The organism is Candidatus Cryptobacteroides sp., assembly GCF_056207615.1.
In genome coordinates, this window is record NZ_JBAEER010000140.1 from 1 (window position 1) to 11502 (window position 11502).

Consider the following 11502-nt stretch of genomic DNA (forward strand, 5'->3'; position numbering starts at 1 on the left):
CTGGGCTACCTGGGGCAAGGAGCGCTACTTCCAGGCAGTATGCTACTCTGAGTCAGGCACCATCGCCGGCCCATGGGTACAGGAGCCAAAGCCATTCCTTGCAAACAACTCAGGTCACGGTATGCTCTTCACCACCTTCGAGGGTGAACTCAGGTATGTCGTACATCATGTAGAGAACAATGGTCCTAGAAAGCCTCAGTACTGGCATGTTGACCTTTCAGGCGACAAGCTCGTACTCGGCAAGCAGATCATCGTGAAATAAAGGTTTGTATTGTTGTACTAAGATTGGCGGGTCTCGAACAGAGGCCCGCCTTTTTCTTTGCGTTTCTGCAAACTTAGGCGTATATTTGAGCGATTATGGCTTGTGCCATCGGATAGGCAATTCATATTAACCCAATAACACAAACTCAACATGAAACTCATCAGAATTTCAATCATTGCCCTCGCAGCAATGGCTATGGCAAGCTGCGCTGGCAACCAGGCTCCTGCCGCAGACGACTGCTGCTGCGAAGAGTGCCAGAAGAAGGTCGTAGAGCCAGGCGAGCAGGCTCCTCGCGCTGACGCAGGTCAGAGGAACTTCGGCGGTGCACATACCACCGACACCACCGGCCGCGCAGAGATGCTTCGCAGAAGAAGGGCAGAGCAGAACACCATCAGGACCGTTCACTTCAACGATCTCTCTATGTCTGACCCTTACATCTATCCAGATCCAGAGACCAAGACCTACTACCTCACCTCATCAGGCGGACGTATGTGGAAGTCTAAGGACCTCGTGATGTGGGAAGGCCCTTACAATATCGTAAACATCGAAGGTTCATGGCTCGAGGGTGCAAGCGGAGCAGCTGCAGCCGAGATCCACAAGATCGGTGACTACTATTACTATGCAGGTACATGGAGCGACCACAGCGACCTCATCCAGCAGGTCCCTCGCCGCTACAACGTGCCTCACAATCAGACTGTCCTCCTCCGCTCAAAGAATGTTGAAGGTCCTTATGAGCTCTTCGACGAGAACCCTGACCACAACTATCAGCCACGTGAGGACGACTGTATCGACGGTACCCTCTATCAGGAGAACGGCAAGATTTATATGGTTTACGTTCACGAGTGGACACAGCTCATCGACGGTACCATGGAGTACGTAGAGCTCTCTTCTGACCTCAAGAAGACCATCTCTAAGCCAGTCTGCATGTTCCGTGCATCAGAGAACCCTTCATGCGGCGAGATGAACACTCTCGGCGAGGCTACCTTCGGAATGAAGATGCCAGGTTGGGTTACCGACGGCCCTCAGATGTTCCGCACTGAGACCGGTAAGCTCGGTATGCTCTGGGCTACCTGGGGCAAGGAGCGCTACTTCCAGGCAGTATGCTACTCTGAGTCAGGCACCATCGCCGGCCCATGGGTACAGGAGCCAAAGCCATTCCTCGCTAACAACTCAGGTCACGGTATGCTCTTCACCACCTTCGAAGGCAAGCTCCTCTACTCTGTACATCACTCAGAGGGAAATGGCCCAAGAAAGCCACAGCTCTGGGAGGTTGACCTTTCAGGCGACAAGCTCGTCCTCGGTAAGAGATACGTCATCAAGTAATTCCCATGAAGAGAATAATCATCTTAGCAGCCTGCGCCCTTTTCTCGGCGCAGGCTTTCGCACAGATAGAGCCTTATCAGAATCCTGTGATTCCTAGGGAGCAGAGGATTCAGGACCTTCTCCAGCGACTCACCCTCGAGGAGAAGATCGGACTCATGATGAACGGCTCGAAGGGCGTCGAGAGACTCGGCATCCCTGACTATGACTGGTGGAACGAGGCACTCCACGGAGTAGCCCGCGCCGGTCTTGCTACCGTATATCCTCAGGCCATCGGTATGGCAGCGACCTTCGATCCTGAGACCCACCTCCAGACCTTCACCTATGTATCCGACGAGGCTCGTGCGAAGTACAATGACGCGCAGGCCAAGGGCAACCACGCAAGATACTATGGACTTAGCTTCTGGACCCCTAACATCAACATCTTCCGTGACCCAAGGTGGGGCCGCGGCCAGGAGACCTACGGAGAGGATCCTTTCCTCACCTCGATGATGGGTGCAGCTACCGTGCGCGGTCTGCAGGGCGACAATCCTGACTACTACAAGACCCACGCATGTGCAAAGCACTTCGCAGTCCACAGCGGACCGGAGTGGAACAGGCATAGCTACAACGCCGTTGTGACCATGCGCGACCTCTGGGAGACCTACCTCCCGGCGTTCCAGACCCTCGCGGTAGACGCAGGCGTGCGTGAGTTCATGGGTGCATACAACAGCTATGAAGGTGACCCATGCTGCGGCAGCGAGATCCTCCTCAAGGAGATTCTCCGCGGCAAGTGGAACTACCAGGGCCTCGTCGTTTCGGACTGCGGTGCGATCAACGACTTCTATCTCCTCGGCCACCACGAGAAGTTCCCTGACGCAGCAAGCTCATCTGCCAACGCCGTCCTCACCGGTACCGACATCGAGTGCGGAAGCGCATACAGATCCCTCAGGGAGGCCATCGACAACGGTTACATCACCGAGGAAGACCTCGACGTCTCTATCCGCAGGATACTCCGCGGCTTCTTCGAGCTCGGTATCTTCGACCCGGCAGAGATGGTTCCATGGAGCAGCATGCCATATTCTAACGTCGACTGCCAGGAGCATAAGGACCATGCGCTCAAGGTTGCGCGCCAGTCAGTCGTGATGCTCAAGAACGACGGTGTGCTTCCTGTACGTCCCGAGAAGGTGAAGAAGATCGCCGTCATCGGTCCTAACGCCAACGACGAGAAGATGATGCTCGGAAACTACAACGGTATCCCATCGGAGACCGTCACCATACTCGAAGGTATCCAGAACGCATACCCTGACGCAGAGGTGACCTACGAAAGAGGCTGCGACCTCGTCGAGGGCTTCGTATTCGTGGATCCTAGGGCCAAGAGAGGTCTCAACACCGAGATCTACATGGGCCTTTCAGAGGAGGAGCAGGCCGAGCTCAGAAAGAAGCAGCAGGCCGAACTCGAGGCATCCACCCCTATCCCTTCGGAGAACTACACTCCTGAGGCACTCGCGGCTCTCGCATCACGCGCAGCCGAGGCAGACGTGATCTTCTTCGTCGGAGGTCTCTCACCGTTCATCGAGGGTGAGGAGATGAGGGTAAGCATCGAGGGATTCAAGGGCGGCGACCGCGAGGTCATCGAGCTCCCTAAGATCCAGGGCAAGGTCCTCAAGGCTCTCCATGACACCGGCAAGCCAGTGGTATTCGTACTCTGCTCCGGCAGCGCTCTCGCACTCGAGCAGAACAAGGACGACTATGATGCACTCATCTGCGCATGGTACGGCGGCCAGGCCGGCGGTACTGCAGTCGGCGACATCGTGAGCGGCAAGGTATCCCCTTCAGGCAAGCTCCCTATCACCTTCTACAAGTCTACCGACCAGCTCCCAGACTTCCTTGACTACGACATGGACGGCAGGACCTACAGGTACATGACCGAGGAACCTCTCTATCCTTTCGGATTCGGACTCAGCTACGCAAGCTTCTCTTACGGCAGGGCCAAGCTCTCTGCCAGGAGCATCAAGGCCGGCGACACCGTTACCGTCAAGGTAAGGGTGAAGAACAGAAGCAAGGTTGACGCTGACGAGGTAGTTCAGGTATACGTGAAGCGCCTCAACGACGCCGACGCTCCTGTCAAGGCCCTCAAGGCTTTCCAGAGAATCCATCTCAAGGCGGGAGAGAGCAAGGTCGTGACCCTCGAGCTCCCTGCATCTTCGTTCGAGTACTATGACTCAGAACTCGACGATATGACCGTCAAGAGCGGCAAGTACAAGATTCTCTGCGGCTCGTCATCAAGCGACAAGGACCTCAAGGCCCGCAAGCTCAGGATTGACTAAACTTTAATCAACCAGATAATGAAGACCACAAACATCCTCAGGAATGCAGTGATATGTGCGGCAGCACTACTCTGCGGAACATTAGCGAACGCCCAGACCAAGACGCCTGAGCTTCTCAAGGCTTCCGATTTCGAGACCGAGATCGACGGAAAGGCCGTTTCACTCTACACAATCACCAACGGTACGATTACCGCTCAGATCACCAATTTCGGAGGCTATGTCGTAGGTCTCTTCACTCCTGACAAGGACGGGAACTACGACAACGTGGTCGGTCACAACGACAATATCCAGCAGTATCAGGGCTTCAGCAGGAACCCTGTGGGCTCGGCTCTCGGTCGCTATGCGAACCGCATCGCCAATGCCAAGTTCAGCATCGACGGTGTCGAGTATCAGGTGACCAAGAACAATGGTCAGCACATACTCCACGGCGGCACCAAGGGCTTCGGCAACATCGTATGGGACGTAGAGAAGGTAAAGAAGAACTCAGTCACCCTGAGCTGCCTTCTCGAGGACGGCCTCGACGGTTTCCCTGGAAACATCAAGACCTACCTCACTTTCGCCATCACCCGCGACAACGGCCTCTCGATCAGCTACAGCGCTACCACCGACAAGCCAACCGTATGCAGCCTTTCGCACCACATCTACTTCAATCTCGAGGGCTTCCACGGAGGTGACATCCTCGGCCATGTGCACAGCATAGATGCTGACAACATCACCGAGTCAGACGCCACCCTCATCCCTACCGGCAAGTTCCTCCCTGTCGACGGCACCCTCTTCGACTTCCGCAAGCCGGTCAAGCTCGGAGACCGTCAGTTCGCAATGCCTACAGGAAGAGGCTTCGGTCCTGGCCAGCCAGCAATCCAGATCCCAGAGGGTATGGTACGCAGCTACGACCAGAACTTCTGCCTCAACCACAAGAAGGCCGGCAAGCTCGAGTGCGTCGCAATCCTCTACTCGCCTGCTACAGGCCGTCAGATGGAGTTCATCAACAACCATCCAGGCATGCAGCTCTTCACCGGTAACCGCGCAGCCGTGGCGATGGAGTCCCAGATGTATCCGGACTCACCTAACCATCCTGAGTTCCCAAGCACCCTCCTCCGCCCTGGCAAGAAGTATCAGCACACTGTGATCTACAAGTTCTCAGTCAAGTAAAGCTGGACAAGAATAAAACAGAACAGCCCCCTGCGATATGCAGAGGGCTGTTTCTTTAATCTTGCTATCTCTTAGTTACGCCTTCCGAAGAAACGGAGGATGTAGAGGAAGAGGTTGATGAAATCAAGATAGAGAGTGAGAGCTCCGATGATTGAGATCTTGATTGTCATATCATTCTCAGGCTGTCCGTAGAGCAGCTCCTTTATCTTCTGAGAATCGTATGCGGTAAGACCGGTGAACACGAGTACGCCGATCGCGCTGATGATCATATCGAACATGGTGCTCTTGAGGAAGATGTTCACGAGCATCGCGATGATAAGACCGATGACTGCCATGATGCAGATGTTGCCGACCTTGGTGAGATCCTTCTTGGTCACAGCTCCGAAGAGTGCCATGACGCCGAAGGTCGCCGCAGTGGTGAAGAACGCGGACGCGATGGTTCCGAGCTCATATACGACGAAAATCGAAGCGAGGGTCGCGCCGTTCACCATCGAATAGAGAAGGAACATGATGGTCGCAGTAACAGGTGAGAGCCTGTCGATTGAGCGTGTGAGACCGATCACGAGAGCGAGTTCGGCGATGATGAGTCCGAACATGACACCGGTATGGCCGAAGATGAAGCTCATCGCCGCTGCGTTGTGCGCCACGTACCATGCGGTGAGTCCGGTGATTGCGAGAGCACCGGTCATCCAGAGATATACGGTCCTGATGAGGGACGCGCTGCTTACGGCAAAGCTGTCGTAGTTGCCGTAGCTGTTGCTATCGTAGTAATTTTCCATAATTTCTGTCCTTTTAAAGTTGTTTGACGCAGCTTTCCAAAGCAATTTCCGTTCCAATGACTACTGATGACAGTTTGTCACTGGAGGCGTGAGGCTTCTCGTATTACTGGATCGCAAGCTTGAGAGCCTTTGCGAGCTGGTCTGGGCAGCTGGTACCCTTGCCGTGGCAGTTGATGCCCTCGATGCGCTCGATGATCTCGCTGATCTTCATTCCCCTGCTGAGGGCTGCGACACCCTGGGTGTTGCCATGGCAACCGCCAAGGAAGGTTGCCGAGCGAAGGACGTCACCCTCGATCTCGAGCTGCATTGCCTGCGCGCATACAGCGCTGCTTGTCTGTACTGTGAGTTTCCTGATACCGTCTTCAGTGCGGTCAGAGATGATAATAGGTTCGAATGCCATTTCTTTGTCTTTTTTGCTCTTGCAAATATATGAAAAAGTCGGATAATTGCTTGCGACGGTACTTTTTCGTATCTTCGCATCATTATGCTCACTCGCAGTAATACGAACTTATAACAAAGACCATAATATGAAGACTAGACTTTTCTCAGCGATAGGCGCACTCTGCCTTCTCGCTTCATGCAACTCAGCGGCTCCAGTAGAGGAACCCGAAGGAATCCACTCAGAGAAGCTCCGCGGCGGAGCGGTGGTCACATGGATCAGGGACACCCCTGCATCAAGGAACACCGGCACCCAGCTCTTCCCCAAGGCAACTCCGGAGCTCGTAGAATCACTCGGACTCACCGACGGCGTGCCTTCTTCAATGGGAGCGTTCGTGCTCTGCAAGGGTGACGAGGTCGCTCTCTTCGACGCCGGCATGGGCTCTCCTGACAGCAAGCTCATCGACGGACTCGCCTACCTGGGCATCGCACCGGAGGACGTGGACTATGTGTTCATCACCCATCTCCATGGTGACCACATCGGCGGCATGATGAAGGACGGCGCAGCTGTGTTCAGCAACGCTGAGGTATACATCTCGCAGCCTGAGTACGACGGCTGGCTCGCAATGGAGGGCAGGAACGCACAGGCTCTCAGCCTGTACGACACCTACGCCGAGCAGATCAAGACCTTCCAGTTCGGCGACGTGCTCCCTATGGACATCGAGACCATCGACGCACCTGGCCACACCCCAGGTCACACCGCATATAAGAGGAATGAGCTCATCGTCGTTGGTGACATCATGCACGCAGTGGCTCTCCAGATGGCAGATTTCTCTATCTCAGCTACCTACGACGGCGATCCTGAGCTCTCTGCAAAGACACGCGAAGAGATGGTGAACATGGCAAAGGAGCAGAAGCTTCTCATGGCAGGAATGCACTTCCCAGAGCCTGCATTCCTCGACTACAGAAAGTAAAATGAAAAGATTCATCTATATCATAGCTTCGGCCCTGCTGCTCGTTTCCTGCGGCGGGCAGAAGCTCACCCCATTCCAGCAGGCGGTAGCCGACAAGGTGCTCGAGCTCAATCCGACCTACAACGAGATCAGCTTCCAGAGGTTCGAGGTGGTTGATTCCACCACCTATGGAACCGAGCTCGCGAGAAGGAAAGGTCTCTTCGAGCTCAAGAATGCCAAGGCCCAGGAGCGTCTCGAGAACTATGCGATGCAGCACAAGGTGAAGAACTTCGAGGCACAGGCGGAGACTATCTCCAAGAGCAAGAAGATACTTTCCGGACTGGACAGCCTGATCAACTCTTTCGCCCAGCACGTGGACGAGATCGCTTACTACGACGTATCCTTCGACGCGACCGTGACCAACCGCAACCAGGTGCTTCACTGCGACGGACTCTATGCCGTAGTCACCCCTGACCTCAGGGTGCTCTGCGTCGTGAAGGACAGGAAGAATCTCCACAAGGGCATGGGCACCGTCATTCCGGGCTACGACGCCCTTCTCGGCGGCGACAAGGACGAGGACTAGCGATGGCTGAGTATAACGAAACCATTCAGGAGGTCCTGGATTTCCTCGAGGCACACTCAATCGCCTACGAGATCTATGTCCATCCCCCACTCTTTACGATCGAGGAGGCTCTCGAATACTGGGAACAGATCGACCGTCGCCATACCGACGGCAGCGGTCCCGTGCACTGCAAGAACCTCTTCATGAGGAACCACAAGGGCAACCGTCACTACCTCATCTCCTACGACTGCCACAAGCAGTTGGACATCCACAGCCTTGAGCACATGCTCCGTCAGGGCAAGCTGTCCTTCGGCTCGGAGGAGCGCCTGATGCGCTGTCTGGGCGTGCGTCCGGGTTCGGTGGGGATGTTCGGACTCATCCATGACATGGACCTCACCGGTGCCGATCCGAAGGAGCTCTTCGAGAACGGCCACAGGATGAAGTTCTTCTACGATTCAGCCCTCCTGAAGGCGACCCACGTCAGCTTCCACCCATGCGACAACACCGCTACGGTGGTCATTTCCAAGGATGATTTCCTCCGTTTCATCACCATCTGGGGCGGCGAGGCCGAGGCACTCGAAATAGATTACGCGAGAAATGGCAATCGTCACAAATGAAATACACCCTAGCATAGTGCCTAGACATAGAATGAAGGGTGATTATTTGATTGGGGTCTAGAATGACAATGTCACACCAGTGATGAGAGAGCGAGGAAGAGACGGTCCGTATATATATCCAGAGTCTCTGTACTCACCTTTGTCGAAGTCCTTCTGGTAAGCGTTGAAGATGTTCTTGATTGCAGCTGTGATTTCCAGCCTGCAACTGTTCATGATATTGAATTCGTATCCAGCCTTAAAGCCCATATCCCAGAATCTTGGAGTTTGGACAGCGATGTCCACTGGAGTGCCGCTTCCCGCCATATGCTGAGTAAGCATGGATCCGGTATATGTACCGTTAACGCTCAGGTTGAGCTGCTTGACTGGCTTGTAGGTCGCAACCATGTAACCATATGAATCCGGGCTGCGGAATACTTTGAGAGTCGCCTCGACATCTGGGTCTGTGCTCCATACTTCCGGCTTCTCATAACGGCTTCTCTGGAATGTCACGCCTGCCTGAATGTTGAAGCTGTTACCGATGTAGACTTTTCCTTCGATGTTGCAACCCAGCACGTTCTCTCCGGAACCGTTGTATCTCTCCATGACACTGCTCATACCTCCATCAGCCCTGTCGCTTGTCTCTCTTAGCGCGAATGTGTTCATGAGCATGATGAAGAATCCCTCTATCATGAAATCCGTTCTTACAGTGCCGAAACTGTGATCCCAGTCACCTGATAGGCTGAATGAGTGCGACTTCTCTTCCTTCAGATTGTCAGCAAGGCGGATTCTGACTCTTTCGCCGCCGACCACGGAAATATGCAGATCTTCATCAAAAGCCTGAGGGGCTCTGAATCCGCTGGCATAGATGGCCCTGAATCCAAGGTCACGAACCGGGCTGTATCTGATGTTGAATCTTGGTGACCATATAGGTGTCTTGATAAGATTATGCTTGTCAAGTCTTACTCCTGCCAGGATTGACCAGTGCTCGTTTTTCCATTCGTTCTGGAAAAAGGCACTTGCAATCTTTACCGTCTGGTCAGTCACCTGATCGTATCCCAGGGAAATATCATGCAGCCTGTCATAATTGAACTCAGCTCCCATCAGCATCTGTGAAGGCATGAAGAGGAGCCTTTCGAAATTGTACGAATACTGTGCTCCTGTAACAGAAGTGAGGTCTTTCGTCTTTCCGTATGCATTCGGGTCCATCTGGCTGCCGTAATAACTGTTACGGTTGATCAGCTGTGCAGAAGCATAGATGCTGTAGTGATGCCTGCCGTCCGCACTCTGTCCATCAAAGGAGATGGAACCGCTGTTGTTGACATGCTCTGTCTGCTCAGCGATAAGAGCTTCATGGGCAGGATGGTCAAGATTGTCCCCACCACGTCTGAATTCCTTGACTCCGTGATACTCCAAACTTAATTTCGAGAATGGAGTAACAAGAAGATGAGCTCTTGTTCCGACGGTAATCGAATTGATCGTAGGAATGTCGCTGAAGCCATCCTCATTGGCATCGTAGCTCTCCCTGGAGCGTTTCTGACCGAATACGAATGCTCCAGCCTTTCCGTTATCTGTCACCATGGAGGCGTTGACATTGGTAATGTTGTCAAAGGAATTGCTCATTCCCATGGATGTGATGCTGTGGTTTATGCTTGCACTGGGAGACATTGCCTCCTTGGTTATTATGTTGATGGTTCCTCCAATGGCTGACGCGCCATATAATGCGGAACCGCCTCCGCGTACTACCTCCACCCTGTCAATCATGGATGCTGGTATCTGCTCCAGTCCATACACACCGGCAAGCGCAGAAAAGACGGGACGGGAATCTATCAGGATCTGGGTATAGTGGCCACTTAGACCGTCCATTCTGGCTTGTGCGAAGCCACAGTTCTGGCAGTCGTTCTCGACTCTTACTCCGGGCTGGAATGCCAGTCCCTCAGCAAGGGTCGGAGATGATGTCGTAGCGAAGACCTTCTGGTCTATAATGTTTACCAGAATTGGGGATTCCTTTCTGAATGTATGATTTCTGGTAGCGCTGACAACAACCTCGTCAAGCGACATCTGTTCTTCTGAAATTGAGATGTTAACCTCCCGTGATTCGCCAGGCTTTACATCGATGCTGATTGAAGCATCCGAATATCCGATGGACGTTGCTACGAGTTCATACTTGCCAGTTGGAACGTTCCTGAGCGAATAGTGTCCGGAGGATGACGTCTGCGTCCCTATCTTAGTTCCCTTCAACATTACTGTTATGAATGGAAGGTGCTCTCCGGTCTTTGAATCTGTCACGTGACCTTGAATGGTTGAATCAGTGTTTGACTGCGCAAAAGCGCCGAAGGCTCCCGGACACAATGCTAGTCCGAGGGCACACATAATATGCTTGAATTTCATTTGTGAATCTGATGTTTATATAATACGTCGACTAGACCGCTCATTGTGGGCGGTCGATGAATAAAGTATTATATTGACATCGGGGGACCTCTCAGGGTTATAGTTCCAGGATGAAGACCCACTACGACTGCGCTGAAGTCAAAGAATATCGAAGCAATCAGAGGAGTCTCCTGACAATCGGGAATATATGTCTGGGCTGACACATTGTAGATATTCGCCGAAATTAAGTTGATAGTCTGGAACTGCGCACTGGAATGATCATGGGACTTCGCACTCCATGGATGAGAATGGACTATTTTGCCGTATTGTCCTTCGTGGGTATGCGTGAAGAGGGTTGTCGACGCAAAGAAGAATGCGAACAACGCAAGCAGGAAAACGCTACTGACCTTTGAGAACCCTCTATTCATCGGCAGCAAATATATGACAATTTTACGAGTAACCGTATGAATCGGGCATCGTTTGGAGAAATGAAATACGAGCTTCTCGATCTCGAGAGTAGCATTGATTGACGGCTTTGTCTAGAGAATGGCAGCGACGGCTGCGCGCATACCCTCTGACTGGATCTTCGCGAGATTCGCAGCAAGCATGTCGGTAAGGCCAGGGATGGCATTGAGATCCTCACCCCAGATAAGATCTGACGCAGCGAGAACGCCCTCTGCGACCTTGCGGACGTCGCCGCTTGCCCAAAGGTCCTTGAGAAGCTGCATGATTGCAGGATCGTCGTTCGGCACGATCTCGTCCTCTCCCCTCTTACCGCCCTTGTAGTAGGTAGCGATGGCTGCGAGGCCGAGCACGAGGCCCTT

The 11502-nt window shown here is 53.4% G+C and carries 9 protein-coding genes and 2 pseudogenes; 7 read left to right on the forward strand and 4 right to left on the reverse strand.

What is annotated here, in order from left to right; genetic code table 11:
• The 4 genes and pseudogenes from AC06ND_RS08150 to AC06ND_RS08165 all read left to right on the forward strand — a co-directional run.
• Positions 1-262: pseudogene (locus AC06ND_RS08150) on the forward strand (glycoside hydrolase family 43 protein); the annotation flags it as partial.
• 150 nt (positions 263-412) lie between these two features.
• Complete coding sequence (locus AC06ND_RS08155) at positions 413-1585, forward strand: family 43 glycosylhydrolase (RefSeq protein ID WP_475678490.1); 1173 nt, start codon at positions 413-415, stop codon at positions 1583-1585.
• 5 nt (positions 1586-1590) lie between these two features.
• On the forward strand, positions 1591-3891 hold the full coding sequence (locus AC06ND_RS08160) for a glycoside hydrolase family 3 C-terminal domain-containing protein (RefSeq protein ID WP_475678491.1): 2301 nt from the start codon (positions 1591-1593) through the stop codon (positions 3889-3891).
• 18 nt (positions 3892-3909) lie between these two features.
• The gene (locus AC06ND_RS08165; protein WP_475678492.1) at positions 3910-5043 is read left to right on the forward strand and encodes an aldose epimerase family protein; all 1134 of its coding nucleotides are present in this window, start codon (positions 3910-3912) and stop codon (positions 5041-5043) included.
• A 71-nt stretch (positions 5044-5114) separates the two neighbouring features.
• Here the strand turns inward: AC06ND_RS08165 and AC06ND_RS08170 are convergent, their stop codons facing one another.
• Positions 5115-5822, reverse strand: coding sequence for a Bax inhibitor-1/YccA family protein (locus AC06ND_RS08170; protein ID WP_475678493.1), 708 nt, complete (start codon positions 5820-5822; stop codon positions 5115-5117).
• 103 nt (positions 5823-5925) lie between these two features.
• Positions 5926-6222, reverse strand: coding sequence for a TIGR03905 family TSCPD domain-containing protein (locus AC06ND_RS08175; RefSeq protein ID WP_475678494.1), 297 nt, complete (start codon positions 6220-6222; stop codon positions 5926-5928).
• A 127-nt stretch (positions 6223-6349) separates the two neighbouring features.
• Here AC06ND_RS08175 and AC06ND_RS08180 point away from each other — a divergent pair, with 127 nt between their 5' ends.
• Genes AC06ND_RS08180 through AC06ND_RS08190 form a run of 3 tightly spaced genes read left to right on the forward strand, consistent with a single transcriptional unit; the run spans position 6350 to position 8332 of the window.
• The gene (locus tag AC06ND_RS08180; protein ID WP_475678495.1) at positions 6350-7174 is read left to right on the forward strand and encodes an MBL fold metallo-hydrolase; all 825 of its coding nucleotides are present in this window, start codon (positions 6350-6352) and stop codon (positions 7172-7174) included.
• Position 7175: 1 nt separating this feature from the next.
• The gene (locus AC06ND_RS08185) at positions 7176-7736 is read left to right on the forward strand and encodes a hypothetical protein (protein ID WP_475678496.1); all 561 of its coding nucleotides are present in this window, start codon (positions 7176-7178) and stop codon (positions 7734-7736) included.
• A 2-nt stretch (positions 7737-7738) separates the two neighbouring features.
• Positions 7739-8332 (forward strand): prolyl-tRNA synthetase associated domain-containing protein, encoded by a 594-nt coding sequence (locus AC06ND_RS08190; protein ID WP_475678497.1) that lies wholly within the window; start codon positions 7739-7741, stop codon positions 8330-8332.
• 57 nt (positions 8333-8389) lie between these two features.
• On the opposite strand, the gene AC06ND_RS08195 is transcribed toward AC06ND_RS08190, so the two are convergent.
• Entirely contained in the window at positions 8390-10699 is a 2310-nt protein-coding gene (locus AC06ND_RS08195) for a TonB-dependent receptor (RefSeq protein WP_475678498.1), read from the reverse strand.
• 518 nt (positions 10700-11217) lie between these two features.
• A pseudogene (locus AC06ND_RS08200) lies at positions 11218-11502 on the reverse strand (tagaturonate reductase); the annotation flags it as partial.